This is a genomic window from Thermosynechococcus sp. NK55a, assembly GCF_000505665.1.
Classification (GTDB): domain Bacteria; phylum Cyanobacteriota; class Cyanobacteriia; order Thermosynechococcales; family Thermosynechococcaceae; genus Thermosynechococcus.
The window spans coordinates 597,086-623,701 of the sequence record NC_023033.1; the positions used below are offsets into that span (position 1 = coordinate 597,086).

Genomic DNA, 26,616 nt, shown 5'->3' on the forward strand with positions numbered 1-26,616 from the left:
TTCTATGAAGCACTTGAAGAGACTGCGGGGGTAATAGTTGCAATTTCCTGCAAGCGTTTCTTGACTTCGGCAGCATTAGGATAGCGTTCCCGAGGATCGGGGTGGGTCAAGCAGTTAATCAAATCCACCATTAGCGGATCTAAATGGGGAATGTCCTCGGCATAGAGACGATACTCACGGGTGCCCCAGCGGAAATAGGTCTCCGGTTCATAGCCCGTGAGTAAATACACCATTGTTGCCCCCAAGGCAAACAGATCTGAAGCGGGCTCGGGTTTTCCCTCCTGTTGTTCTGGTGCCGAATAGCCCACAGTACCAATAAATGTTCCAGATTCAGAGGTTAAGACGGATGCTTTACCCCAGCCCACGAGCACGAGTTCTGTTGCTTGCCGTTTGACGTAGGGATGAATGAGATTGGAGGGACGAATGTGTAAATGCAACACAGGGGGGTCTTGCTGGTGCAGCATTTCAAGCAACTCACACACAGGAATGAGCCAACGACTGACCTCAATCACGTTCATTGACCCTTGTTTTTGAACCCGCTGCTTGAGGGATTGGCCATAGACCATTTCCGAAACCAAATAGGAATCACTGCCGCACTGAAAGGCTTCCCAAAATTGGGGTAAGACCGGATGTTGGATGTTGCACAATTGCCGCGCTTGGCGCCGAAAGGCACGGATTTCCTCCCGTGAGGCAGCAAGACTATGTCCCTTAATCACTGCTGCTAGGCCACTGCGCCACCCCAAATAAATATTGCTTTGACCAAGGGCACGAATAATCTGGTAGTTACCGAGGGTTTTCCAGACCCGCAGAGGCACACCGCAATCAATGCAAAAAATATCGTTTTCTTGGGCATGGTTGTGCTGGCAATCGGGGGGAGCACGCCACTCGCTGAGTAAATGAACTGGCAGTTGACCTGTGACTGCAAACTCAGCCTCTTCCTCCTCTTGGGCGGTGACACTGCTACTACTGGAGGTGGGGGTGCTTTCTTCGGCACGGGATGGGGGTTCGGCCGCTGTACCAATGGCTTCTTCTTCCCCTGCATAGGTGCCCTTCTCAACATCTACTAAGCGACCTTCAGGCACCGTTTCCATGCGGGCACTGGGAGTGGCAGGACGCTGATCAGAACCAAGGCGAATTTGAATATTGGGGCCAGAGCGTGCCAAGCGCAGGATGCCACCATCCGTCAAGGTTGCCTGCTGAATGCGTTTGCCATCCAAATAGGTGCCGTTAGTGCCAAGGTTGACCACTTCCCATTGCAAACCATTACGACGGAGCTCCACATGGTGACGCGACACTACCGCGCTATAGAGCACGACATGATTATCAACTGCTCGGCCAATGCGGATAACATTTTCATTCTCAAAGGTCCAGCTTTGGACTGGGGTGGCTTGAACCGGATGGAGCAATGTCAATGTAATCACCTTGTCTAACCGCCTCTTCGTACCTGAATACACTCTAAAAGAACTAGGACATACGTTCATAGATAAAAGTGACTAAATCTCCCTTGCCCAATGCAATGCGATCGCCCGATTGCAGGCGGTGACGATTGCCCGGATATAGGGGAGTATTGTTAATGTAAGTTCCATTGGCACTTCCCACATCTTCAATATAGTGGGCATTCCCCTCAATGCGCAGATCCGCGTGGATACGGGAGACAATTTCTGAGTTGGGAAAGCCAGCCACATCAATATCGGGGGGAATACGATCATTGGGCTTGCCAATATGAATAACAGGACGCCCCGTGGGAATGTGCAGTTCGGTGCGAGTTTGCACATGAATCAGCTTAGCTTCAATAGTGGCAATCTCAACGGAGAAGACATGAGCCGGTGGTGGGGGCGGCGGGGATAGCCTTGGCAGGCGGCCTTGATGGGCAACGGGTCCCACTGTTGGTGCAGCACTGGCTGTCTGGTGCATCACCTCTGGCATTGGGGGTGGGCTGACGGCAATGCGACGCAAATTAAAACCACATTGGCCACAAAAACTAGCCTCTGGTTGAACTGGGGCACCACAATTTGGACACGGAGTCATACTGGGCATGGGCGAAAAGCACGCTTCACATTGAACAGCACCAACGGGATTGGGATGGAAACACTCGGAACAGATAATCATAGATATGATGCCCTATTCCACGACCCATCCAACCAACCTAAGATTCCCATGGCTTATCTCTATTTCCCGAGGTAAAGCTAAACAACCTAGCCTTCTCTACATTTAGGTTAGCTTTTACACCCCAATTCTATACGGGTTCATTGCCAAACGGCTGCTCATTGGGAACACCTAGAACCGACCACTGACATAATCGCGGGTTGAGGGATCTGCTGGCCTTTGAAAAAGTAAGGAGCTGGGAGCGTACTCAATCAGTTGCCCCGTTGTCTGTCCCTGGCTATTGGTTTGCAGGGCTAAAAAGGCCGTCCAGTCGGAAATCGGCGCTACCTGTGGCAGGTGATGGGTTGCCATGATCACAGTTAGGTGTGTTTGAGGTGACACAGACACTCCTCACATAAGGCGAGTAGCAGCAGTATCTAGCCCCATGCAGGGGTCATCCAGTAGCAAATCTCCGGTTGCAGGGCGATCGCCCACGCTAGGCAAAGACGCTATTGCTGCTCTAGGGGCAGGTGTAATGCCAGCTCGCCTAAATGATTTTTCAGAGTTTGCCACAGATCCACCTGTTCCAAGGAAGATTGCACAAGGGCATCGAGATCCCCCTGATAGCCATGCACACGGGCACTAAAGGCAACGTTGTCATAAATTGATTTTGGAAATAAAGACTGGGGCTTCAGGGGCATACGACAGCGCAGTTGTGATACATTCCACCTACTTGAGGGCATGCTGCCGATAGTGAATTTCTCCAGTCATGTGGAGATTCGGAAAAAGTTCAATCAAGCGGTTCAAACACCTTAACAGTAGGCTTGTGCCAGACCCCGAGGCACCGATCAATGTCACCCATTGTCGCGGGTAAATAGTGAGGCTGACATTCCTAAGCAGCGGTTGATTACGGGAGAACACACTCAGTTGGCGTACTTCGAGGAGGGTATCTTGGCCAATGGCAATAGGGTCAACAGTGGTCATCGGCAGGACTTGGGCAGCAGCGTCACTACCCATCTAAACCGTAATCTAAGCCGTAATGTTGAGCTACTGCATTAGTGTTGCTGAAGCTCCTCAGGGGAGGCGCCCGTTGGGGGAACAGCGGGTGCTGGCAATGGCGCAGGAAGACTGCGGTGGGTGGTACGCTCAAAGCCATGCAGAATCACATAAAAACAGGGAATGAGAAAGAGGGTGAGCAGTGTTGCCACCGCTAAGCCAGAAAACACAACAATGCCAAGGGGCTGCAAAAATTCTGAGCCTTCCCCTAGCCCCAATGCCAAGGGGAACATGCCCACCACCGTTGTAATCGTGGTCATCATAATCGGGCGCAGACGGGCAGGGGCAGCTTTGCGAATGGCTTGGCTACGGCTACAGCCCTGCTGCTGGTAAATTTCGTTGGCCAGTTCCACCATGATGATGGCATTGTTGACGACAATTCCCACCAGTAAAATGGCCCCGACAATTACCGTGGCGCCAATGGCCGTCCGTGTCAGGTACAAGCCCCAAATTCCACCGGCCAGAGCCAAGGGAATGGTAAACATAATCACTAGGGGGTCAAGCAGCGAGTTGTACTGTACCGCCATGACCACAAACACGAGAAAGGCCGCCAAACTGCCCAAGACCCCTAAGGCCTGCTGCAATTGCTGATTGGCTTGAGCTGCTGTACTGGGCATCAGGGACACCCCCGGTGGGAACTCAAGCTCCCTCAGAATGGCGTTGGTCTCAGCAAGTGCCGCACTGAGACTGGCGCCTTCGACCAGATTACCCGCCAGCATAAAGACTTGCTGCCGATTGATCCGCCGAATTTCCGCCGGTGCTTGACTGGGTTCGATGCGAGCGACATCCCCAAGGCGGAGGGGATGGTTATTGGCGGTAAAAAGGGGAATCGTGGCCAGGTCGGCAGGGTTTTGGATGCTCTCACTGTTGAGTTGGACGCGAATATCGACGAGGCGATCGCCCCGTTGCAGCCGCGTTGGCACAAACCCCGTCAAGGCTGTTTGAATCGTCTGGCCAAGATTGAGGGTATTCAGCCCTAGTTCGCCGACCCGCTCCCAATCCGGCAAAATTTGAATTTCGGGTTGGGGAGGATCGGCATCGGGACGAAAGCGCACTAATGTGGCCTTTTCATCAAGGACTCGCAGGACTTGGCGACCAAAGCGGCTCAGGGTGTCTTCATCGTTGCCCCGTAGGATTACGTCCAGATCTGCGCCGCGCACGGGTGAGTTGGTGAGAATAATGCCACGCACCTGGCCAGGGCTCAGACGCAGCCGCACTCCCACCAGGTTGAGCTGATCAAGGGCTTGTGTGGCTACTGTGATATAGCGATCCACCTTAACACCCCGCCGCAGAATAATGTTGCTATTTGCCCGCAACGGATTGGCAATCGTATTCGTGCCAAGGAGGGCGCCACCCGTTGTGGTAAAGACTGCCTCTGTGCCGGGTTGGGCCATCAGCACCTCATCCACTGCCGCCATGACACGGCGACTCTGGGGCAGGGGTGTTCCGGGCGCAAAAATGGCGCTCAGGTTGACTTGACCAGTATTAATCCGTGGTAGCAACTCTTGGGGAATTTGCTGGCTGAGGAGCCAACTGCCACCGCCCAAGAGGGCGATCGCCAGCCCAACCACTAGCCAGCGTGCCCGTAGCACTTGCCCCAAGGCCCATTCATAGCGTCCCCTCAGCCAGAGGAACTTTTCATTAAAAAGGCGAATAAAGGCCACCTGCCGTAGGCGATTTTGCACCCGTACCCCCAAAAGGCGGGAGGCTAAGGCCGGCACCACCGTGAGTGCCACCAGCAGCGATGCGGCAACGGCAAAACTAATCGTTAGAATCAACTCATTAAAGAGCAGTGCAATCAAGCCCCCCAACAACAAAAAAGGCAAAATAGCAACCAAGTTAGTGAGGGTAGATGCTACAAGCGCTGATTCAATACCTTGGCTACGCCGTTTCACCTCCTCAAGGTACTGTTCTTGGATCATGTGCTGAGGGTCAATCTCCGCCAAAGTTTCTAACATCACAATGGCGTTATCCACGACGATGCCAACCCCGAGCGCCAGGCCACCCAAGCTAAAAACATTCAGAGAGAAATTAAATAGCCCCATCAGCAGTATCGCCGCCATCGTGGACAGGGGAATGGCCAGCAAAATAATCAGGGTTTGCCGTACCGAACCAAGAAACAGCAGCACAGCGATCGCCGCCAAGAGGGTTCCCGTCAGACCTGCAGTGATCACATTGTTCAAGGCGTTGCGGATATAAACCGACTCATCAAGGACAGGAATAATCCGCGCATCGCGGGGGACGAGATTGGCTGCCTGTAGCGCCGCTAAACGTCGCTTGATCCCATCGGCCACTTCCACTGTATTGGCTGCCGGTTGCTTGAAAATGCTGATTTTAACCGCGGGTTGGCCATTGAGTGTCACAAATACCCGTTGTTCGGCACTGCCATCGACAACTTGTGCCACATCCCGCAGATAGACCCGCTGACCATTGGTGCCTGTCAGCACCACATCCTCAATTTCACTGAGATTACGAAAGCGCCCCACTGTTCGCGTTAAAGGTTCTGCGCTTTGGCCGCGAATACGTCCGCCTGAGACATCTTGGTTGCGATCGCTCAGCGCCGTTAAAATTTGGTTTAACCCCACCCCTGTGGCCTGCAATCGATCCAGATCCACAAGAATTCGTACTTCTTCGGTCGTCCCCCCAGAGACATCCACCCCTGCCACACCAGGGACGATACTGAGTTCGCGCTCCAAATCCTCATCGGCAAAGACTCGTAACTCGCGGCCACTAAGGGTTTCTGAGGTCAGTGCAAACTCATAAACTGGCAATTGCGATGGATCAAACTTAAACAGTCGCGGCGACTCAATAATATCGGGCAAGGTACTGCGGGCACGGTTAAAGGCAGCGGTGACCTCATTGAGGGCCTGATCAACATCGCCACCGGGCTCAAAAAATAGGTCAATACTGACTTGCCCTTCACGGGTTTGGGAATAGACCTGCACCACCCCCTCCGTGCGACTCAGGGCTTCCTCAAGGGGCTTGGTCACCTCCTCAACAGCAACACTAGGTATCACCCCCGGAATATTCAGCCGTACACCAATGCGCGGGTAGGTAATCCCCGGGAGTAGATCCACTTGCAGACGCAGAAGGGTAAAGACCGCCAAAACCACGACTGTGAGGGTCAGCATCAGAGTGCCGATGTGGCGGGTTACCGCCAAGCCACTAAAACTAAAGCGTGGGGAGGTCATGGCAGGTCAATTACCCTAGTCAATTACTGTAGCCAATTACTGTAAAAGTCATCTTTTTAGACACCGCTACTTTAACATCGTTTCCCAGCGGTCGGACTGCTTCCCAAAAGCAATGGGGTCTATGCCCACACCCAGCGATCGCGCCCCCCATGTTTCGCCTGATACAAAGCTTGATCAGCACGAGGAATTGAGTCACTGAGCACCTGTTCCCCCGTTCTAAACAGAGTGACACCCAAACTAATTGTCACAGATAAAAACTGCTGATCTGCGAGTTCCACGGGCTGGCTTCTCACGACTGAGCACAGTTCCTCGGCCGTTGCTCTCGCCTCCTCTTCGTAGGCAACAAAAAACAACAGGACAAATTCCTCGCCTCCCCAGCGGACCAAAATGCCCTCTTTGCGGTCTTCTAACACCTGCTTTGCCCTTGCCGCCAAGGTGCGCAGAACCACATCCCCCTGATCGTGACCATAGGTATCGTTAATGCGCTTAAAGTGATCAATGTCAAAAATCATGACCGTGAGCAGGGCTTCTCCCGTAGCGGCCTGGGATTCATAAGCCTCAACTCGACTCAACAGAAAGCGACGATTGAAAGCGCCAGTGAGGGGATCTAACCAAGCCAGAGCCAAAAGTGCTTGCTCCCGCTGCCGCATATCACTGATGTCAGAAAAGATCCACACGCGCCCTAGGCGACTATCGCCACGCACCGGGTGGGTATCAATGAGAAATGTTTTCTCACCCATCCGACACTCCCCCTGCGCACTGAAGTTGCCATTAGCAGCCAGCCCTTGAAAAATGTTGACTAGCTCATCGCGGTTATCGCATCGCTCCCGCGCCTGTTTCATGTGCTCGGCAACAATCTGAACTGGATGGCTGCCCGCTGGCAGTTGCAGCCATTGAGCAGCGTAGGAATTGACCATTGCTGTAGAGCCATCCCCTTTGATTAAAACCAAGCCCAGCGGCACTGTGTCGAAAATATCTTGGAATTGCACTTCAAAGATGAAGCTATTTTGACTTTGACGATGATGGATCAACAGTTGGCGGTACAGAGCCGCAATGTAGCCTTTCTGTTCTGCGAGTTGCCGCAGCGGGCCTTCGACGGGATTCACCAGTAGCAACCCCTGGCAACAATCCTCTGGGTCACCGCAGGGGATGTAGACAATTCGCTCAACCTTATTTAAAAGACAGAAAAAAATAGAGGGCAGTTTGAGAAAAGGCAAAACATCAATAACAGCTCCCTGGACCAAATCTCGCCACGGCCCGATGATTTGCAGATTGGGAAATTTGGTAGTGCTGGTTGTGGTGATAATTTGTGCGCAATTGCCTTGCTGATCAATCGTTAGGGCGAGAACAAGCTCAGATTGCGACCAATTTGCGATTAGATGACAAAATGCTGTGATAGTATCGGGCGCGGGAAGAAGCTGGCGGGGTAGGTGTTCCTGCACTTTTTTTAGCATGCCCTAACCAGAATAGATTGTGCATTTATATGCTTATGTATTTTTTGAGTAAAGAACCAACGGCTGTGGGATGGGTCATGTGGGGAAGATGGCCTTGAGCGTCGATCCAATCAAGGGTACTGTGGGGCAGGGTGGCATGTAACCACAGGGCGACCCCTTGGGAAACTACGAAGTCATTGCGGTTAAAAATCAGGTGTACAGGCTGCTGTACCTTGCCGACAAAGGAGCGGGTATCGGAGTCAAAAATCATCCGGAGAGTGCGCAGGGCAATCCCTGGCTGCAATCGAAAGAGGATCTTAGAAAAGTCAGCTAGCTGGTGCTCCTCCTTCACCCCAAACATGAGTGGGGCAAAACCCGCAGCCCATGCTTGATAGTTCGTCACCATTGCCTCATAAATGGCCTGTAGGTCGGCGAGGGTTAGGGTGCCAGGATAGTTCTCATCCTTGAGATAGTAAGGGGAGGGACCAATCCAGATGTGTCGTCGAAATAGGTCCGGTCTGGCGATCGCGGCAATGGCACCGATCATGCAACTGACCGAGTGGCCAACATAGATGCAAGATTGGACGCCAAGATTATCCAGCAATTCAATGAGATCATCGGCATAGCCATACAAATGGCTGTGTCTTTGGACATCATAGCGGTGTTGCGTATCCTCATCGGAGCCACAGCCTGCAAGATCATAGCGGATATAGGTGAAGCCCTTAGGGAAGAAAGGGTTTAAATAGTCCCAAGCGCTTTTATCAGTACCAAAGCCATGTCCAAGCACCACAGGAACCTCACCCCAGCCATCCATCTGGACGTAGGGCTTGAGAGACTCGGGAACACAGGGAACTTGACTTGTAATTTGCATAGAAGTTTCGCACTGATAAAAGCTGGAGTTAGTTTCTTTAGCTTTTAGTGAATGAATTGAGCTGGAAACCCCCAGAAAAATTCTACAAAAAGCATAACATCTCTAAGAGTGGCGCCAAATGATTTAGCAAAAGTTTATTACTGCCTCGCAGTGAGTAAGCGGTCTTGAACAGCTTATTGACCGGCCAACCGCTGCCGCAGGGCAGCCCCTGTGCCACGAGCTGCTGCTGGGACAGCACCGATTAACCTTCCTAAGTCAGGTTCTGCAAAATAGCGGATGGTGTTCCCCTTACACTAGCCTAGAAAAGGCAGAGATTCAGAAGAGACAAAGATGCAAGATGGGCGTGTAATTGCCGATTCAATTTCGCCAGCAGGGGTGCGCTTGGTGACGCTTCAACTGACGTATCCGCGCTTTATCCATAGTGAACTCCTCACCCATCGCGTGTTTTCTCGCAATTCCGCCAGTTCGCGAGCCGTTCCCGTGGCTAAAATGATGGCACAAGTGGAACAGAACCCAGTCATCCCCTACCATTGGGGAAAAAACCAGCGAGGGATGCAGGCGCGTGAAGAAAGTGAACAAAAGGAGGCGGCAAAGGAAATCTGGCTGAAAACTCGCCTCGCAGTTCTTGAGGGGGCACGCCAGCTCCATGAGCTGGGAATTCATAAGCAAGTGGTCAACCGCATGCTTGAACCGTGGATGTGGATGCAAACGGTTGTCAGCAGTACCGAGTGGGATAACTTTCTGCGCCTGCGCAATCACCCCGATGCCCAGCCAGAAATGCAGGCCTTGGCCAAGCTGATTCAGCATTTGCTGGAGACCCATGAACCCACTCCTGTGGCTGTGGGAGATTGGCACCTACCCTACATCGATCCGACTGAGCGCCAGCAATATAGTCTCGAGGAGTGCAAGTATATGTCTGTGGCCCGTTGTGCACGGGTGTCCTACTATCTGCGGGATGGTCAACGCAGTGACCCTGCCTCTGATCTTGCCCTCTATGAGCGCTTGGCGGGAGCAGAACCGAAGCACCTCTCTCCCCTCGAGCACGTGGCGGAATGTATGGGCGATCGCCAGTCCTACGCGAATTTTGTTGGCTGGCGACAACTCCGTTACTTTGAGGAGAGAAAATCAGCAAGTCCCCGCAAATGATCCGCGATACACTGAGTACCAGAAGAGGCTTACTTGACTATTTACTTGACTATAGCGAGGCGTGAACTATGGATGCTGTGATTAGCGTAAAGCCCATTCTGCTGGCCATGACGCCTGTATTTATTCTGTTGTGTTTGTTTTTTGGCACCCGCAATGGCTTCTACGACACGGATCAGTACCACGGCAACGGTTCTGCTCATTAAATCTAACTAGGGAGGGTGACTGATCGCCATTCATGATCGAGTGCCTCAACTATGGGGTGGGTCACGCTGAGGAGGGGGTGTGCATTGGCTTAGGAATTGGCACCTATCGAATTTTGCTGGACTGCGGTGTGCCGTCTCTTGATGTCCTGCCCCTTGCTGAGATTGAACAGCATCCCTTTGATCTAGTGCTCTGTAGCCATGCCCACGCGGATCATGCCCGCAGTTTGTTGGCACTCCATCGCCGTTTCCCCCATATTCCGATCTATGCCAGTGAAGTGACAACGCAACTGTTGCCCCTGAATTGGCCAGATGAAACGGTGCCTCCCTTTTGCCGTGCCTTACCTTGGCGATCGCCCGTGGAGTTTGGCGATGGCCTAACGGCTGAACTCTTTCCTGCGGGGCATCTGCCGGGGGCAGCGGTTTTTGTCCTCACCTATCACGATCCAGACCCAGAGCAACCGCCCCTGAGCGTGGTTTATACGGGGGATTTTTTCCTGTCCCATACTCGCTTTACGGAAGGACTACCCCTTGCGGATCTACGGGGATTGCAACCGGATGTGCTCATCATTGAGGGCAGCTTGGGCACAGCGCGACACCCCCACCGCCGGCAACAGGAAAACCAATTGGCGGAGCGCATCCGCACAGCGATTGACCAGGGCTATAATCTATTGCTTCCCCTGCCTCCCCTCGGTACTGCCCAAGAAATTCTCATCCTCCTGCGCAGTCATCATCTCTTTACAGGACAGCCGATTCAGATTTGGGTGGGGCCAGCGATCGCCCGCGGTTGCGATGCCTACCTCACGGTTTTGCCCCATTTACCCACCGCCATTCAAAACTTTGCCCACCACCAGTCCCTCTTTTGGGATCAGCGGGTCAAACCCCAAGTGCAGCCCTTGAGGAATTTGGCGCAAATTCGAGGTGAAGTCCCTACCATTATTCTTGTGGAGGAGGATCAAGACCTGCGCCCCTACGTGACCCAAGGGGGACGACCTTGGCTAGTGCTCTATCCACGTTTACGCTATGGTCAACCCGTACGGGAAGGCTATCCTGAGTTTGGAGACTTACCCAATGTGGAGGTGGATACGTTTTTACTCTCCCTCCATGCTGATGGTCCTGCAACAACTCAACTGATTCACAATATCCGACCGCAGCATGTGGTGCTGATCCACGGCAATCCCAACTACCTTGCGGACTTGGCTAGCCTGAATGAATTGAGTAACCGCTACCATCTGCACACCCCCACCAGTGGCTCAACGATTCAATTTCCCATTGGCCAATTGACCCTTTCGACGCCCAGTTCATTGGTGCAACTGGCCTATGAGGGAGAGGTGAGTGAGTGGAATCATGAAGTCATGATTCACCTACCAGCTTCTATTACCACCGATCCGCGCTGGCGACGGCTGGCAGATACCGGTTTTGTTCTGGCCTCTTGGCAAGGGGAGCAATTACTGATTCGCGGCATGACTCCCAAAGAAGTACTCGGTGGTACTTCAGCCCTAATCCTGCCCGACCAGCCCAGTTGCTTTAACTGTCAGTTTTATCGCGGTCAACGCTGCTGGAACGAAGCCTCTGCCCTCTACAACTTCAAAGTGGCACCGGAGGGCTATTGTCCAGCCTTTGAGCGGGCGGAAACGCAACCGGAACCCGAAAGCTAGGGAGTTTGTAACTGTCGCTGCAGAACCACAGTGGGGCTTTCCGCGCCTGTTTTGGGGTCAATGGCGATCGCCATCAGGGCAATGGAATAGACCCTAGAAGGCACGTCAATGTGAAGGACAGTTTGCCAGTAATCCCCATAGGGATAAAAGTCAAACTCCACTAGCCAGCGGGGGCCAGCGATTAACTCCCCTGTTTCGCCATTGGTGATCCACACTTTGACGGAGCAACCCCGTTGTGTTGCAGGCAAATTCACCTTCAGGTGCAGCGGCGATACCAGTGGCTCCGGTGACAGCAGGAGCTGGGGTGGGGTCAATACATAGGTACTCTCAGGATTTGTCGATACTGGGGGTGTGGTTTCAAGGGGGGGCGCTAACTCAGCCAACTGCTGCAATCGCGACCAAAATCGCTTTTGGCGATCAATGGGCAAATCGCGAGGCGGTGATACAGTAACCGCAGACAAGGGCTGGCAAAAGCTGGGCAAATCCACAACAACGGGCGCTTTCACAGGCTTCAGTTGGGGCGGTAGGGAAAAACCGCTCACCGGCACAGGTTGGAGGGCCGTATCCCCCAAGATGGGCAACTGCGGGCCAGTGGGCGTTTTACGCTTCGGGGGGAGGGTTGGGGCGGCGCAGAGACGGCAGGGATCTCGGGTGCCGGGAGCACCGTGACCATAAAGGCTTGGACTTGGCGAAGATCCCTGTGTTCTAGGGGTTTGTTGGGTAGGAGGCGGGCTTCCCCCACCATGACTGGATAATCTGCCAAGGGGGTGAGTGTACACTGAAACCCCCATTTTCCCTCGCGGGCGATCGCTGGCACTGAGTGCTCCTGTACCACATCGCGGGTGACGGGATTGCGCAAGCGAATCACCACTGTACCGGGAACGGCAACTGTGCCTTCCAAAACCAACGTTTCATCGGCAAAGATTGTGTAGGCACTTTGGGGCAGCTCAATCAGCGTCGTGGGCAACTGCGCAGGGGAGGGTTCTTGGGGCTGAGGGGGGTCGGCGGCTTTAACTGGCTGCTCTGGAACCGCAGGCAAGGTTTCTGGTGTGGGCAAGTCCCATGCTTCGCTTTGGGCAAGGACATCAAGGGCGATCGCAAACACCTCTGAATCCAGCACCCCCTCTCGCGCCACACGGCATCGAAACTCCCAACGCCCCGGCTGCAAATACGTAAAGGGCAGAATACCCATGAGTCCTGTGGAACTGCTGCGGTGGGTGCGGCGTTGATAGCGTTGCTTGGACACCCCCTGATCATCGTAAAGATGGGTAATTTGCACTTCCACAGAGGTTTCGGGAACAGGACAGCGCGCCATCAAGCGGTAACTGCCCTCCAAAACTTCCGCCGAGGGTGGCTCTAGGGGCAACCAAGCACGATCGCCCTCCTTTTGCAATAAAAACTCCCATCCGCCCATAGCTCACCTTCACTCCGCTACTGCTTAGGATATTGCACAGAAGATGCCGTATTATGCAATCTGGAGCCCCCAGTTAGGGGTGGGAGAACGCCACTTGCACCAGTGAAACATCATCGCTGCCAAAGGCAGCGGGCGCTGCATGCCTTTGCACCTGGGAAATCAACTGGGACAATGGGGGCACAGGGTTTTGGGTATGGGCAGCAATCAGTAATTCCCTAAAGGCTTCCAGACCCCAAACCTGATTGTCGGTTGTTTCAAACTCATAGACGCCGTCACTAAAGAGATAGAGAACTGCCGAAGGGGAGACTTCAATCGTGGCTTGGGTAAAGACCATGTCAGCAAACATACCAATGGGAATGCCCGGGGTCTTGAGGAGGGTAGCTCGCCATTGATCAGCCTCAGGGGTGAGGAGGAGTGCCGGCGGGTGTCCACCACTGGCATAGGTCAACTGCCGCGTTTGGCGATCGTACACGCCGTACCAAATCGTGAAATACTTTTCGTGCTGAGCCGTCATTTGAAAGCCATTGTTGAGGGCTTCAAGAACTTGGGCAGGTTGGAGGAAATCAAACGTGCCGCTGGTTTGCTCCCGCGTTGTGCTCCGCAACAGATTCAAAACGGAGACCGAAGGCAGAGCCGCCCCCAAGCCATGGCCTGAAACATCGAGAATGTGGAGCACTAAATAGCGATCGCCCACCCAGCAAAAGTCAAAGCAATCGCCCCCCAACTGACTGGAAGGCAAGAAGTAGTAGTTAATTTTGCAGGGAGCTTCTTGGGGAGCCGGCAGGAGCGACCGCACATAATCAGCAGCCTCGTGAAGCTCAGCCTCAAGGAGTTGTTTTTGCTTAAGCAGGTCCTGACTCAGTTGATAGAGGCGCAGACCCGCCTGAATTCGTGCTCGCAGTTCGTTAGGGTCAATGGGCTTTGACAAGAATTCATCGGCACCAGCATCCAAGCCTTGAATGCGATCCTCCAGTTCCCCTTTGGCCGTGAGTAGAATAAAAAAACTGCGGGAGAGTTCCTGATCCTGCTTGATGTGACGGCACACCTCTAGGCCGTCCAGTTCGGGCATCATCCAGTCGCAGATAATCAAGGCGGGTTTCTCGGCGGTGGCGATCGCAATCCCCTCGCGGCCATGACTGGCAACGGATACCTGATAGCCCAAATCCCTTAGGATTTTCCGCAACAGGAATCGGGTGGTGGGATCATCATCAATAACCAGAATTTGATAGGGCTGGCGATCGCCACTCATAGCCTAATTCTAAGAATCTCCCCCTAGTGTATCCCAAGGGCTTTGGCTATTTTTGTATCCGCTTGGGATCAAGGGCATCCCGCAGGCCATCGCCGACAATGTTGAAACACAGCACCGTAAGCACAATCAGTGTGGCCGGCGCCCAGACCAACCAGGGCTGTAAGACCAAGATTGAGGCATTGGTTGCCAAGGAAAGCATATTCCCCCAGGAGGGATCCGGCTGTTGGATCCCCAAGCCAATGAGACTGAGCACCGATTCCGCCACAATAAAGCTGGGAATCGAGAGCGTTGCCGCAATAATCACGTAGGTCGCTGTTTGGGGAATAATGTGCCGCACAATAATGTAGAGCGATCGCCCCCCCATGACCTGTGCCGCTTGGACAAAGGCCATTTCCCTAATGCCTAGAACCTGACCACGAATGACTCGCGCTAGCCCTGCCCAGCTCACAAAGGACGTGATCACTGTAATCAGCAGGAATCGCTCACCACTACTGAGCCCCACCGGGAGTACTGCCGCCAAGGCCACCAGCAGATAGATGGTCGGCAGCGTCATCAGCACCTCAACACCCCGCATCAAAACTGCATCGAGCCAGCCGCCAAAGTAGCCGGAAATGGCACCCACGAAAATGCCAATCGGGAAGGCGATCGCCACCCCCACAAGCCCAATACTGAGGCTAATGCGGGCACCAAAGAGCAGCCGACTCAGCTGATCGCGTCCTTGGTCATCGGTTCCCAACAGGTTTAGATAGCCCTTGCCCACCGTGCCAAACAGGTGGCGATCGCTGGGAAACCCCGCAAAGAGAGTACGCGGTTCAATTTGCGGATGGGTGAGACTCCAGCGCCTCGGTAGGGGCAGGGTAATTTCCAAGAAGCGATAGGGGCTACCCTTAACAAATAGGCGAATCGGCGACGGTTCCTGCCAGTCCACAATCAAAGGCCGTTCCCCCGTTTCCAAGTTCACAGGACCTAGGCGAGTGGGATAGACATGGGGCCCAAGCCACTGACCATTGGGGGTGCGCCAGTAAATCCGGGTGGGGGGCAGTAGGGCACCATCCACTTGAAAGGCATAGGGACTATAGGGGGCAATAAAATCTGCAGCGATCGCCAGCAGGTACAAAGTCAGCAACACCCCCAAACTGACCATCACTAAGGGGTTGCGCCGCAGCGTTTGCCAAGGGGTCATTCGTCACTTATCCGCGAGGGTACAGACTATACAGCCTTTTTTCTATCCTAGGGCTGCTGTAGCAGACTGAATGCCTACACGTATTCCACACTTTTTAGAAAGGCACCACTGCGCTGTAGGTAAGTTTTAGCCAAAAATCAATAGGCGATCAATAAAACTTAACAAAGCAATGATAAATTTCTCTTCTTGTTCGGTAGGACTGATTGACTCAAATTAACATTTTCTTAAAAAGAATACTTCTCCTTTGCAATAAAGTGGTAGCTTTATTAAATGTAATCATTCTTTAGTCAGATCATTCTCGCAAACACCCTTTTTCTGGTGTGGGCACCTGTTGATTAAAAAATAATTGAGTTGCTTGATTCATTTGAATATCGTTCTGATAGAGGAAGTACAGAGCGAATGAAAAAACCGAAGCCCCTAACTGGTAAAGCGCTCCTGCAGCGATTACGTGAATTAGGTTCTGCATCCCGTAAAGAAGCAGCAAAGCTCTGTGGCTACTATCGCGTCACAAAATCCGGTCAGGTGCGTGTCAACTTAGGGAAATTTTACGAAGCGGTACTCGCTGCCGGCGGACTCGAAGTACAGCCGTCGGAGCAGGAAATCAATGGTCACTCAGGACGGGGGCGATCCCCCTCCTATCGGGTAAAAGTGCACCAAAATGGCCAGATTGTGATTGGTGCTGCCTATACCAAAGCGATGAACCTAAAGCCGGGGGATACGTTTAAAATTAAGCAGGGGTATAAACATATTCATCTCTACCTCATCGATCCAGAAGCAGTGGATGACGCCCCCGCAGAGTAATCAATGGTTTGCCCTGATTATTGGCAATACTCGGCAGCACTGGGCACTCTTTAGGGGTGAGCACCTCAGCCGCACTTGGCACCTGACCCCTGAGGAAGCTGCCTTCAATCCTGCCCAAGACTACCCCAACCTCCCCTGCTGGGGGGCCAGTGTTGGTTCTGTGCCCTTGCACCAAGTCTATCCGAGGGCGATCGCCCTCACCCTCGAAGATATTCCGATTCCCCAGATGTACCCCACCCTAGGGTTGGACCGTGCCCTTGCCCTCTGGGGAGCACTTCAGGTCTATGGGGCACCGGTGTGTGTCGTGGATGCCGGCACCGCCCTAACGCTGACCCTAGCCAACGATCGCCGTGAATTTGCTGGCGGTGTGATTCTTGCCGGTGTTGGATTAATGGCGCGAGCCCTAGCGGACTACACGGCAGCTTTACCCTATGTGACGCTGCCCACAGACCCCCCCCGCCGTTGGGGCACTACCACCACTACCGCTATTGAAAGCGGCCTCTACTATGGCACTGCCGCCATTTTGCAAGCCTATCTGGCCGCCTTTTTTCAGGAGTTTCCCCAAGGCACAGTGATTGTGACCGGGGGCGATCGCCCCTTTGTCAGTGACCTGCTGCGGACATTTTTAGATTCCGATCGCTGGTGTGAGGATGATCATCTTGTTTTTTGGGGCATCCGCGCTCTCCGCAATCTAGCCGCTAAGATAGAAATGCACCCCATCAAAAGGATTGACGAATTCCGCTAATGGAGCGACGGGATGACTTTACGGATTTGGCCTTAGGACTGGTCTCAGCCCAGAGCTTTCCGGCGATCGTGGGTATTGCTGATCACATGCTCAAATCCTCCGATGTCCTCCTAGTGGGCTATGAAAAAATTGGCGGTGGTCACTGTAGTGCGATCGTCCGCGGGCGAATTGCCGATGTGCGCCTTGCGGTGGAAGAGGGCGCTGAGCGGGCGCAGCAATTTGGTCAAGAACTTAGTACGTTAGTGATTCCCCGACCTGATCCCAACCTAGAAAAAATTCTCCCCATTGGCAGTCTTCTTGCCCAGATTGCTTCTAAAAGTCGCGGCCATCGCCTCAGTAGCCATGCCGTGGGTCTTCTGGAAACGCGGGGATTTCCGGCCATGGTGGGGGCAGCCGATGCCATGCTCAAGGCCGCCGATGTGATGCTGACGGCCTACGAAACTATTGGGGCAGGGTTATGTACAGCCATTATTCGCGGTACGGCCTCCAATACGGCGATCGCCCTCGAGGCCGGAATGGCAGAAGCGGATCGCATTGGCGAACTCCATGCAGTGATGTTGGTGCCCCGTCCGCTGGAGGATTTGGATCAATCCTTGCCCTTGGCACCTGCCCTCCAGCGGGAACTGCAACCCCTGCGTCTGCCCCTCACCCTCAAGCAAAAAGAAACCGAACCCCTTGCTCTCCAAGGGGCGGCTCAAGAGAGTGTGGCTGTGGAAGCCGCCGCCGAAAGAGTGTCCGTCGACTCCCCTGCCAATCCCTGACCGGCAATCCAGCCTGTTGTCCAGGCACTTTGCAGGTTAAAGCCCCCCGTCACACCATCCATATCGAGAATTTCGCCGGCCAGGAATAGCCCCTCACAGCAGCGGCTAGCCATTGTCTTGAAGTCCACTTCCTTGAGAGCCACCCCACCGCAGGTCACAAACTCCTCCTTGAAGCTGCCTTTGCCAGCGATCGCGAATGTGCCTCGGTGTAAGACCTCCGCCAGAGCCAGCAGTTGCTTTTTACGCAAATGTGCCCAAGTTTGCTCAGGGGGAATACCAAGGGTGGTGGTCCAGTAGCTCCAGAGGCGACGGGGCAGCGGAAAGGGACAATGGTTAGCGATCGCCCGCTTCGGGGTATGGCTGCGACAGGCTGCCAACTCCCCTTGAATCTGCGGCAGCGATAGGTGGGGGAGCCAGTTGATCACTAAGAGGCCGCGATAGTTGTGAGCCGCCAAGGCACGCGCTCCCCATGCCGAGAGTTTTAGGACCACGGGGCCACTGAACCCCCAATGGGTAACGAGAATTGCGCCTGTTTGCGTCAAGGGCGGCTGCTGCGGCAGTTTGAGGGTAGCTTGCACAGTTGGGACACTGAGGCCTGAGCGCTCCTGCAAGAGGGGGTCATTAATTTGAAACGTAAACAGCGAAGGTACCGGCGGAATAATCGTGTGTCCCAATTGCGCCGCCAACCGATAGCCATGGGAACTACTGCCCGTGGTCAAAAGGACGCGATCGCCCACAAGGGGTTGAGCCTGCTGAGCAATCGTGACGTGAAACTGGCTGCCCACTTTGGCAATGTCCTTGACCGCTGCACGGGTACGAATGCGAATGCCCAAGGCTGTTGCTTCCTGCACAAGGCAGTCAATAATCGTTTGTGAGTCATCACTCACAGGAAAGATCCGCCCATCGGCCTCAGTTTTCAGCTTCACTCCCCGCGCCTCAAACCAAGCGATCGTGTCTTGGGGTTGGAAGCGACTAAAGGCACCCCGTAAGGCCTTGCCACCACGGGGATAGTGTTGCGCCAACAGCGCCGGATCAAAACAGTGGTGGGTGACATTGCAGCGACCACCACCAGAGATGTGGACTTTGCTGAGCACCGCTGCCCCAGCTTCTAAAATAGTGACGCGATCGCGAGGATTAGCCGTGGCACAGGAGATCGCCCCAAAAAATCCAGCGGCACCCCCGCCAATGACCAAAATCTGCCGAGTCACGATCAAGATTCCAAGGGAAAAGGATAGGTCTTTTCATTGTTGCCGTTTTTGCCGTTGCGATCGCGCACCAAATGAAGCTGTTGATGCAGCCGACCCACGGCAATCCCCTCTGCAGCCATGAGGTTGAGGAGACGACGGCGAAACTCCCGCCCCACAGCCCATTGCTGTCCCGGTTGTGTCTTAATCCAAATGCGCACGAGTAAGCCACTGGCAGTAATCTGATCAATTCCTAAGATCTCTGGCCGCTCCAGCATCTTGAGTTGCCACTCAGGTTCTGCGTAGAAGTGGGTACTGACGTCATTCAGCAGCGACAACAGGCGATCGGGATTGGTTTCAATATCCACCCACAGCTCTAGGTTGACACGTGACCAAGTACGGGTGAGGTTGGCCACCTTTGTAATCGTACTATTGGGAATAGTGATGAGATGCCCCTCCGCATTGCGTAGCTGCGTAATCCGTAAGTTGAGATTTTCTACCATTCCTGAATAGGGTTCAATTGCCACCACATCCCCAATACCGTATTGGTCCTCCCAGACAATTAACAGGCCATTGATCACATCCTTAACCAAATTTTGGGAACCAAGGGAAATAGCCAAGGCGAGAAACCCCCCCACAGCCAGAATGGATGAGACAGGCATGCCCAGCGAACTCAGAATCACAACCAGCCGCGTTAAATAAATAACTGCAGTCTTCAAACTCCGCATCACTTCAATGGTGGTGCTAATCCGCAATGTTTGGCGCTGGGTATCGGCAAACTTGAGGAGATTATTTTGCTCCCAGAAGACACGAATGCGATCAAAGGCCAAATCGGCAAATTGATTCAGCAGCCCAGTGCCAAACCAGACCACCATCCAGAGAATCGGCAGGCCATAGACTTGAGAACTCAGCCCGCGAGTCATGGGGAAGAGCCGCAGAATTGCTGCTAGGCCGAGCAGCCAGAGAGCCACTTGTACCCACAACAGCAGATAGCGAACGAGACTAATGAGTTTAATGCGCTGCTTGAGAAAAAAGTGATGTCGCAGGTGGGGTAGAAGCGGCAAAACCCATTCGGGTTCGGCGGTTTGAGGGGTCGCTGTGTCCAGTTGCCCTTGCAGATGCTTGCGTTGGCGGATTAAGAATCGCTGTACAATTAAAATGACAAAACTGCCTGCTCCCACCTTCAAAAAAATCAAGACAGCCTGCTGGATTTGCCTGATTAGGGCAGCGTGGGTGCGTTCTTGAATCGCTTGGTTCATCTGCTGCTGCAAAATGTCTCGCCACTGCTGGGCAAGGGTTTCGGGAGGTAGTTGATGGTAGTTGCTGTCGGCCTCTGTTACCGTCAGGAGGCGAGTGGTGCGTTCCGCTTGGCCAATGCGAGCACTGATCACCAAAGCATTATGGAGGCGGGCAACACCAATATCTACTCTCGCGGGCGATCGCCGATCGTCCTCAAGGGCACTATGAAGTACCCGTCGCAGATTAGACTGGATGAGCTCGGCCCGGAGTTCAACGGGCATGACATCACCGAGTTTGCTGCGATCGCGAATTGTCGGTGCAGCAATTGTAAAGAGTGTATTGCCATCAAAACGCACATCGGTAATTTCTAGTTCACCCATGCGAGTGACGCCAGGGGGCAGCGGAGTGGCAGGGGTTTGATTGATTGCCGGTAGGGGGAGTTGAGCCAGGCTCGGCCAAGGAGAGAGAATGGCTAAAAAGAAGGTCAGAAAGGCGATCGCTCCCCAGCGCCAGAATTGTTTATGCCAGTTGATCATCTACTGCCAATAGTTTGCTTGAAGGCAAACAGTGCTACAAGTATCCTCTCACCTTTTGAGGGCTTGACCCAGTTCAAGGTTCCCTAGGGGCGATTGCCAAGGTTGCGGGGAGTGCAGTCGCTAACCACATCGCGGATTAAGGAAAGACGCGAGGAAATGTACCGTTCCAGATGATAGCGCTGGTGGTGCTCCAGGGGGTAAACATCACTAAACTGCGTCACTAGCCACCCCTGTAGGGAGTGATCGTCCATACTCAACAATCGTCCCACCTGTGCTTGCTCAACAAAGTGCCAGAACTGACGAAGGAGAGAGGGGGTCATACTTGCCCTCCTTTTAAGGTTTTCTTTAGATTTTGCCTATCTACTACCATACGTCGAGCCTGGGATGTTGGGGAGGAATCTGCGGAAGCTGCAACTAAAGTTAGGGAATCCACATGAAGTTCTGTAAACTTGTGTTGCGATTTCTCACTCCTCACTGTAACCCGTGATTCCTTGGGGATGCCCCGCTAACGGTAGGACGGTGAACCGCTAAAATAGTAAGGCTTTGCTTTACCAACATACTCAGAAATCATTGGGGTCTATGCGCACGCACTACTGTGGCGATGTTCGGCTAAGGGATGTCGGAACAACGGTCACCCTCTACGGTTGGGTTGATCGGCGCCGAGATCATGGCGGCGTTATCTTTATTGATTTGCGCGATCGCTCCGGCATTGTCCAAATTGTCAGTGATCCCCAGCGCACTCCCGACTCCTACCCCCAAGCCGATCGCCTGCGCAGTGAGTATGTGGTGAAAATTGTTGGCCGTGTTAGCAAGCGCCCTGCGGATTCGGTGAACCCGAAATTGGCCACGGGGGACATCGAGATCTACGCCGATTACATTGAGGTGCTCAATACGGTGCGCCAACAGCTCCCCTTTGCCATCTCCAGCACTGAGAATGAACAGGTGCGCGAAGAGGTGCGGCTGCGCTATCGCTATCTTGATCTACGGCGAGAACGGATGGCACGGAATTTGCAGTTACGCCATCGGGTTATCCAAGCTATGCGGCGCTTCCTAGAGGACGAGGCGGGCTTTATTGAGGTGGAAACCCCCATCCTCACCCGCTCGACCCCGGAGGGTGCTCGGGATTATTTAGTGCCTAGTCGTGTGAATCCTGGGGAATGGTTTGCCCTCCCTCAATCGCCGCAGTTGTTCAAGCAGTTGTTGATGGTGGCGGGATGCGATCGCTATTACCAGATTGCCCGCTGCTTTCGCGATGAGGATTTACGGGCCGATCGCCAACCCGAATTTACCCAACTCGACATGGAAATGAGCTTCATGGATCAAGAGGAAATCCTGGAGCTCAACGAAGCGCTGATTTGCCACATTTTCAAAACTGTAAAGGGCATTGACCTACCGCGCCCCTTTCCCCGCCTAAGCTACCAAGAGGCCATGGATCGCTATGGCACCGATAAACCCGATACCCGCTACGGCCTCGAACTGGTGGATGTCTCCGATATTCTCAAGGACTCTGGTTTCAAAGTCTTTAGTGGGGCGATCGCCCAAGGGGGTGTCGTGAAAATTTTGCCGATTCCCAATGGCAACGATCGCATCTCCAACGTCCGCATTAAACCCGGCGGCGATCTCTTCCAAGAGGCCGCCACTGCAGGTGCCAAGGGACTGGCCTATATCCGCGTTCGTAACAATGGCGAAATTGATACCATTGGTGCTATCAAGGATAACCTCTCTCCAGAGCAAAAGGCTACGCTCCTAGAGCGCACGGGTGCCGAGCCGGGGCATCTTCTCCTTTTTGGGGCAGGGGACGCTGCCACGGTGAATAAGACCCTGGATCGGCTGCGGCAGACCATTGCCCGCGAGTTTGATCTCATTGATCCAATGGCAACCCACCTTCTGTGGGTGGTGGATTTCCCGATGTTCGAGTGGAATGCCGAGGAAAAACGTCTTGAGGCCTTGCACCATCCCTTTACCGCGCCCCACCCTGACGACCTTGCGGATCTAAAAACCGCCCGTGCCCAAGCTTACGATCTCATCCTCAACGGCCATGAAGTCGGTGGTGGCAGCTTGCGCATCTATCAACCGGAATTGCAGCGGCAGGTGTTTGACATCATCGGCATTGATGAAGCCACTGCCCAAGAAAAATTTGGCTTCCTTTTAGAGGCCTTTGAATTTGGAACTCCGCCCCACGGGGGCATTGCCTATGGCTTGGATCGTTTGGTCATGCTCCTTGCTGGCGAAGATTCCATTCGCGACACCATTGCTTTCCCCAAAACCCAACAGGCCCGTTGTCTGCTCACCGGCGCCCCCAGCAGTGTTGAACCGCAGCAACTCAAGGAACTCCATGTGACGCCCGCCAAGCTAGCAAAAACCACCACTCAAACCAAAGCCTAGGCACATAGATTTATTGGCGATTTATTGGCCGATTCCACACCCCCTCTGGCAGCCACTCACCATTGAAATCCCGCACGCGCTCAGTACTCATGATGTAAGCCCATGCTGTACCCAAGGGTTGATGAGTCAAGTCATACACTGGCACCTCTTGGCGACAGTAGACATTCACCTCAGGAGACAAATTGGGACTGTAACCTTCAAAGGCATCCAGCTGCGTCAAGAGGCTGGCAGGTGGATCATCAAAGAGTAGTAACTCCCCCTGCACCCAACCTTCCTCAGCCGTTAGACCGGGGTACCCCATCGGCAGGTGATAAAGGCGGCCTCTCACCAATGCCGTTTGATGGCCACTTAGCCAAGGCCGACAGAAGAGGTCATGGGGTGGATAGCCGGGTTTGAGGGTGCCATAGACAAAAAGGCGTAGTACCGTCATGTTGCAAAGGAATAGCATCAATTTGCTGACAGAACTTACTTTACTGAGTTTGATAGCGGTTTGCCCTGCTCCGGACTGCCCTCGACAATCCACTGCCCAGCGAGCCAAAATGAAAAATTCGAGCATGGGGGTTAGGGCTCCCGCGCCAGTTTTGCCCCATTTTTGCAGAAGTGACTCCCCAAAAAAGCAACCAATTTATCCATTGCTTCTGCGTGCTAGCGTTAAACCATAGTGGGAGGTCGCCCTTTGCCAAGTGGTGTGAGCCACAATCAGTGCCCCAGCAGTGCGTACTGCAGTTAAAGCCAAGGATAAATTGACTAACCAGAAAGAATGTTACCAAAACAGCATTGAGGGCTATTTGCTTAGCTTGTGGTATGGGGGGGAGGTTTTGCCATGGGGGTGCTGGGAATGGCGCCAATGGGGTCTGCCATCGGAAATCGGGCAGCCAGTGTTCCTAGCCAAAAGGAGAGGATTGAATGCACCGTTGCCAGATATTCCTGAAAAAAGTCAGCTATTTAGAACAGCAAGAATCTCGTGGCTAATGGCGCGCAGTTGGTTTTGCAGATCTTCAGTGGGCAGATTGTTGCCACTAAAAACCCCCTGACCAATACTGCTGAAGCGCCACTGCTTACTCATATAGCTAAACCCCACAATCTCTAGGCCAATGGCCCGCCGTTGGGGAGAGTCTGGCTCACCATAGAGGCGGATTTGCAGGAGCAAACTGCGGGCTTGCCAGCGGCGACTCCAACCGGGCAGGTGAAAGCCAATGTCAATTGAATCGGGATCCACCAAGTTGCGGGTGTGGGGGTCATCGGCCCAAGGGTGCAGGTCTGCCTGCAGATCCGGATTGCACTGCTTGAAGAGATGGACGATCGCCCCCAATTTGCTAGCCATTTGCACCGTCACTGCCTGCTCTGCTGCATTCACCGTGGTTGTCTCCGCAACACCGCTGTTCTCAAAGTTAGCGAGGGGAAACGGCTTGATCAACTCTAGGGGTTGGCAGCAGTGTCAAAGAACGATCAAAGCGGGGTTGCCCCACAGAGTAAGTCAGGGCATAGCTTTGTACCAAAAGCCAAAACCACAACTGCGGCGCCAGGGGCTCCAGCCAGGGCTGACAACGGCGGATCAAGGGGGGCAGCCAGAACCCAAAGAGGGCATGGTACAGGGCATCCAAGCTAAAACTGAGGTAGCTTTGCAGCCAGCGCAGCAGATCCCAAAGCCCCACCATTTCGTAGATCCACCAGAGGAGACCGGGATTTTGCCAGGCAGCTCGCAGCGCCATGCGGTTAAAGGGTAGCCAACCGGCACGGTCTTTGATAAAGCGATCGGCCAATTCCGGAGATTCCTGCCCAAGAATGCCAAAAAAGGTGTTGAGCATGGCATTGACCCGCTCGGGGGGCAGGGGGCGATCGCTGGGCACCATCATTCCCCGTGAAAAGAGCCACGTCACCGCGGTATTGCTCTGATAGGCGCGAATTTGGTTGAGGAAGGGCTGTTGCACAAGGTCATGACGCAGGGCAGTATCCAGCAGATCCGTCAAGCGTGGCAGGTTGCGCACCAGCGAGCCAAAACCGGTGAATACTAAAGGAGATTGCAGTGAGGCGGCATCGCCAATGGCCAAGACGCGATCAAATGCCACGGCGCGATCGCTCCGGTGGTGGCTAAAGTAGCCGGGGATGTAACCAAATGTCGGCTTTACCCAAGTCAGTTGATCTAAATCGCAGCGGCGGTACTCTGGCAAGATTGTAAAGAAGTCTTCGTAGAGTTCTAGGAGAGAGCCGGGAAACTCGCGGTGGATGTGGTGGTAGTGAAACAGGTAAATGGTGCGCTCTTCGCCTGACCCCGGAAACAGCTCCCAAATGAGTTGCCGTCCTCGCGAAATATCGCCGTGGCTAAAGAGCACATCGCCATAATCCCCGTCCCACACTTCCGGAGCAATACCCTTAACAATCGCCCCCACCGTTGGACAAACACTATCATAGGCACGACCGCCGTTCAGTTGCCGGGCAATTGGCGAGGCAGTACCCATGGCATCAATGAGGACGCGAGCGATCGCCTGTCGCTGTTCTTGGGTTTGGCGGTGCTGGGTTTGCAAAACCACACCATTGGGATGAATTGTGGCTGTTTTAAATTCTGTCCAATCCCAAATCTCACCGCCCGCTTGGCGCAGTTTCTCACCGCACAGATGCAGGAATTTGGCCGAGTCGAGGGCAATGTTAAGAACGGTTGGGGTGTGCAGTACCGGTGCCCGACAATGGATAGGGCTGGTGGCATCAAAGAACTTGTTAAAGCCATCACGGTACTCGCGGGCAATCAGGCTTTCAAACTCCGCGGCGGTAAATAGCCCCAGATCAATCAGGCTCTGAAATTCCAGGCGGGAGATATTCCACTCCCGATTCATGCGGCCAAAGGGCAACCGCTCCATCAGCAGAACCCGATAGCCCAACCGCGCCATCACCGCCGCATGGACAACCCCCAAAGCACCACCCACATAAACCAGGTCATAGGTAGGGGGATCACAGGGGGTTGTTACCCTGTGCACAACAGGGACAGGGGGGGTAGGCTGTTGGAGACCTTGGCGCCAGCGTTGCTCCCACCAATAGACGCGCTCTAGATCCGCCTCACCTTGGGGCATACGTTGAAAGTATTTCACCGTCAGGGGATAGCGATCGGCCAAGGCCTCAAAAATGCTCTGACCAGCCGGCCAAGGGGGCGGCTCCTCGGCCTGGAGGGGGAAGGCCAAACGCAGCTCCCGCTGAAGGTGTTGGAGACAGGCGCGCTCTTGGGGGAAAGGCCGCTCTCCCCAGCGCATCACCTTGAGGTATGTAGTTCGCTGTAAGCTCCACAGGAAAATGGCGAGTTCCGTTGCGGTTTCGGGAACCTGCCAACATCCCCCAGTGGGTTTTGGCGCAATGGTGCCCATGGAGGGCGCAAAAGTGTGGTGCAGCCAGTGAATGACCGCTGCGGTATGGGGAGTGGGTACCTCAAGGTATAACAGTTGTTGCATTTTGCTTGATGAAGTCCACTAAGAAGCTTGACAACGGCACAA

General features: G+C 53.8%; 25 protein-coding genes. 7 read left to right on the forward strand and 18 right to left on the reverse strand.

Annotated features, from left to right (window positions below; translation table 11 throughout):
• Positions 1 to 2: 2 nt before the first annotated feature.
• From NK55_RS02905 to NK55_RS02930, 8 genes are all read right to left on the reverse strand, one after another.
• Positions 3 to 1,421 (reverse strand): protein kinase domain-containing protein, encoded by a 1,419-nt coding sequence (locus NK55_RS02905; RefSeq protein ID WP_024124337.1) that lies wholly within the window; start codon positions 1,419 to 1,421, stop codon positions 3 to 5.
• A gap of 43 nt (positions 1,422 to 1,464) precedes the next feature.
• Positions 1,465 to 2,109, reverse strand: a complete 645-nt coding sequence (locus NK55_RS02910; protein ID WP_024124338.1) for an FHA domain-containing protein — start codon at positions 2,107 to 2,109, stop codon at positions 1,465 to 1,467.
• A 168-nt stretch (positions 2,110 to 2,277) separates the two neighbouring features.
• Positions 2,278 to 2,487, reverse strand: a complete 210-nt coding sequence (locus NK55_RS12860; RefSeq protein ID WP_157869642.1) for a hypothetical protein — start codon at positions 2,485 to 2,487, stop codon at positions 2,278 to 2,280.
• Positions 2,488 to 2,594: 107 nt separating this feature from the next.
• Entirely contained in the window at positions 2,595 to 2,786 is a 192-nt protein-coding gene (locus tag NK55_RS12865; protein WP_051372766.1) for a hypothetical protein, read from the reverse strand.
• A gap of 28 nt (positions 2,787 to 2,814) precedes the next feature.
• On the reverse strand, positions 2,815 to 3,102 hold the full coding sequence (locus NK55_RS12870; RefSeq protein ID WP_051372767.1) for an ATP-binding cassette domain-containing protein: 288 nt from the start codon (positions 3,100 to 3,102) through the stop codon (positions 2,815 to 2,817).
• A 38-nt stretch (positions 3,103 to 3,140) separates the two neighbouring features.
• Positions 3,141 to 6,332, reverse strand: a complete 3,192-nt coding sequence (locus NK55_RS02920; protein WP_024124339.1) for an efflux RND transporter permease subunit — start codon at positions 6,330 to 6,332, stop codon at positions 3,141 to 3,143.
• A gap of 119 nt (positions 6,333 to 6,451) precedes the next feature.
• The gene (locus NK55_RS12335; protein WP_162147166.1) at positions 6,452 to 7,438 is read right to left on the reverse strand and encodes a GGDEF domain-containing protein; all 987 of its coding nucleotides are present in this window, start codon (positions 7,436 to 7,438) and stop codon (positions 6,452 to 6,454) included.
• Positions 7,439 to 7,811: 373 nt separating this feature from the next.
• Positions 7,812 to 8,636: an alpha/beta fold hydrolase gene (locus NK55_RS02930; protein ID WP_024124341.1), complete on the reverse strand. Its 825-nt coding sequence runs from the start codon at positions 8,634 to 8,636 to the stop codon at positions 7,812 to 7,814.
• A 330-nt stretch (positions 8,637 to 8,966) separates the two neighbouring features.
• Between NK55_RS02930 and NK55_RS02935 the strand changes: the two genes are divergently transcribed.
• From NK55_RS02935 to NK55_RS02945, 3 genes are all read left to right on the forward strand, one after another.
• Complete coding sequence (locus NK55_RS02935) at positions 8,967 to 9,782, forward strand: FAD-dependent thymidylate synthase (RefSeq protein WP_024124342.1); 816 nt, start codon at positions 8,967 to 8,969, stop codon at positions 9,780 to 9,782.
• Between the two features lie 68 nt (positions 9,783 to 9,850).
• Positions 9,851 to 9,985 carry a hypothetical protein gene (locus NK55_RS13960; RefSeq protein ID WP_024124343.1) on the forward strand — a complete coding sequence of 45 codons (135 nt, stop codon included), beginning with the start codon at positions 9,851 to 9,853 and terminating at the stop codon, positions 9,983 to 9,985.
• A 32-nt stretch (positions 9,986 to 10,017) separates the two neighbouring features.
• Positions 10,018 to 11,640, forward strand: a complete 1,623-nt coding sequence (locus NK55_RS02945) for an MBL fold metallo-hydrolase (protein WP_024124344.1) — start codon at positions 10,018 to 10,020, stop codon at positions 11,638 to 11,640.
• Here NK55_RS02945 and NK55_RS13420 read toward each other — a convergent pair.
• The 4 genes from NK55_RS13420 to NK55_RS02965 form a co-directional block, all read right to left on the reverse strand.
• Positions 11,637 to 12,212 (reverse strand): hypothetical protein, encoded by a 576-nt coding sequence (locus NK55_RS13420; protein ID WP_162147167.1) that lies wholly within the window; start codon positions 12,210 to 12,212, stop codon positions 11,637 to 11,639. The two genes, NK55_RS02945 and NK55_RS13420, sit on opposite strands and share 4 nt — an antisense overlap.
• Complete coding sequence (locus NK55_RS13425; RefSeq protein WP_041429021.1) at positions 12,179 to 13,054, reverse strand: hypothetical protein; 876 nt, start codon at positions 13,052 to 13,054, stop codon at positions 12,179 to 12,181. Before NK55_RS13425 ends, NK55_RS13420 begins: the two co-directional genes overlap by 34 nt.
• Before the next feature lie 73 nt (positions 13,055 to 13,127).
• The gene (locus tag NK55_RS02960) at positions 13,128 to 14,303 is read right to left on the reverse strand and encodes a PP2C family protein-serine/threonine phosphatase (protein WP_024124345.1); all 1,176 of its coding nucleotides are present in this window, start codon (positions 14,301 to 14,303) and stop codon (positions 13,128 to 13,130) included.
• Positions 14,304 to 14,349: 46 nt separating this feature from the next.
• The gene (locus tag NK55_RS02965; protein ID WP_024124346.1) at positions 14,350 to 15,486 is read right to left on the reverse strand and encodes an ABC transporter permease; all 1,137 of its coding nucleotides are present in this window, start codon (positions 15,484 to 15,486) and stop codon (positions 14,350 to 14,352) included.
• Positions 15,487 to 15,885: 399 nt separating this feature from the next.
• Here NK55_RS02965 and NK55_RS02970 point away from each other — a divergent pair, with 399 nt between their 5' ends.
• The 3 genes from NK55_RS02970 to NK55_RS02980 are packed head-to-tail and all read left to right on the forward strand — an operon-like array spanning position 15,886 to position 17,793.
• Positions 15,886 to 16,287 carry an AbrB family transcriptional regulator gene (locus tag NK55_RS02970; RefSeq protein WP_024124347.1) on the forward strand — a complete coding sequence of 134 codons (402 nt, stop codon included), beginning with the start codon at positions 15,886 to 15,888 and terminating at the stop codon, positions 16,285 to 16,287.
• Positions 16,268 to 17,032 carry a pantothenate kinase gene (locus NK55_RS02975; RefSeq protein ID WP_024124348.1) on the forward strand — a complete coding sequence of 255 codons (765 nt, stop codon included), beginning with the start codon at positions 16,268 to 16,270 and terminating at the stop codon, positions 17,030 to 17,032. The genes NK55_RS02970 and NK55_RS02975 overlap by 20 nt, the downstream gene beginning before the upstream one ends.
• Positions 17,032 to 17,793, forward strand: a complete 762-nt coding sequence (locus NK55_RS02980) for a carbon dioxide-concentrating mechanism protein (RefSeq protein WP_051372768.1) — start codon at positions 17,032 to 17,034, stop codon at positions 17,791 to 17,793. The genes NK55_RS02975 and NK55_RS02980 overlap by 1 nt, the downstream gene beginning before the upstream one ends.
• Here NK55_RS02980 and NK55_RS02985 read toward each other — a convergent pair.
• The 3 genes from NK55_RS02985 to NK55_RS02995 form a co-directional block, all read right to left on the reverse strand.
• On the reverse strand, positions 17,727 to 19,001 hold the full coding sequence (locus NK55_RS02985) for an NAD(P)/FAD-dependent oxidoreductase (protein WP_024124349.1): 1,275 nt from the start codon (positions 18,999 to 19,001) through the stop codon (positions 17,727 to 17,729). The two genes, NK55_RS02980 and NK55_RS02985, sit on opposite strands and share 67 nt — an antisense overlap.
• 2 nt (positions 19,002 to 19,003) lie before the next feature.
• A complete protein-coding gene (locus tag NK55_RS02990) occupies positions 19,004 to 20,752 on the reverse strand; it encodes a mechanosensitive ion channel family protein (protein WP_024124350.1) in 1,749 nt (582 codons plus the stop codon).
• An 83-nt stretch (positions 20,753 to 20,835) separates the two neighbouring features.
• Positions 20,836 to 21,072 (reverse strand): hypothetical protein, encoded by a 237-nt coding sequence (locus NK55_RS02995; RefSeq protein ID WP_024124351.1) that lies wholly within the window; start codon positions 21,070 to 21,072, stop codon positions 20,836 to 20,838.
• Between the two features lie 259 nt (positions 21,073 to 21,331).
• Here NK55_RS02995 and aspS point away from each other — a divergent pair, with 259 nt between their 5' ends.
• Positions 21,332 to 23,137 carry an aspartate--tRNA ligase gene (aspS, locus tag NK55_RS03000; protein WP_024124352.1) on the forward strand — a complete coding sequence of 602 codons (1,806 nt, stop codon included), beginning with the start codon at positions 21,332 to 21,334 and terminating at the stop codon, positions 23,135 to 23,137.
• A gap of 10 nt (positions 23,138 to 23,147) precedes the next feature.
• Here the strand turns inward: aspS and NK55_RS03005 are convergent, their stop codons facing one another.
• The 3 genes from NK55_RS03005 to NK55_RS03015 all read right to left on the reverse strand — a co-directional run bounded on the left by NK55_RS03005 (position 23,148) and on the right by NK55_RS03015 (position 26,574).
• Entirely contained in the window at positions 23,148 to 23,693 is a 546-nt protein-coding gene (locus NK55_RS03005) for a gamma-glutamylcyclotransferase (RefSeq protein WP_024124353.1), read from the reverse strand.
• Positions 23,694 to 24,074: 381 nt separating this feature from the next.
• The gene (locus tag NK55_RS03010; protein ID WP_255325302.1) at positions 24,075 to 24,554 is read right to left on the reverse strand and encodes a hypothetical protein; all 480 of its coding nucleotides are present in this window, start codon (positions 24,552 to 24,554) and stop codon (positions 24,075 to 24,077) included.
• Positions 24,529 to 26,574, reverse strand: coding sequence for an NAD(P)/FAD-dependent oxidoreductase (locus tag NK55_RS03015; protein ID WP_024124355.1), 2,046 nt, complete (start codon positions 26,572 to 26,574; stop codon positions 24,529 to 24,531). The genes NK55_RS03010 and NK55_RS03015 overlap by 26 nt, the downstream gene beginning before the upstream one ends.
• Between the last annotated feature and the right edge of the window lie 42 nt (positions 26,575 to 26,616).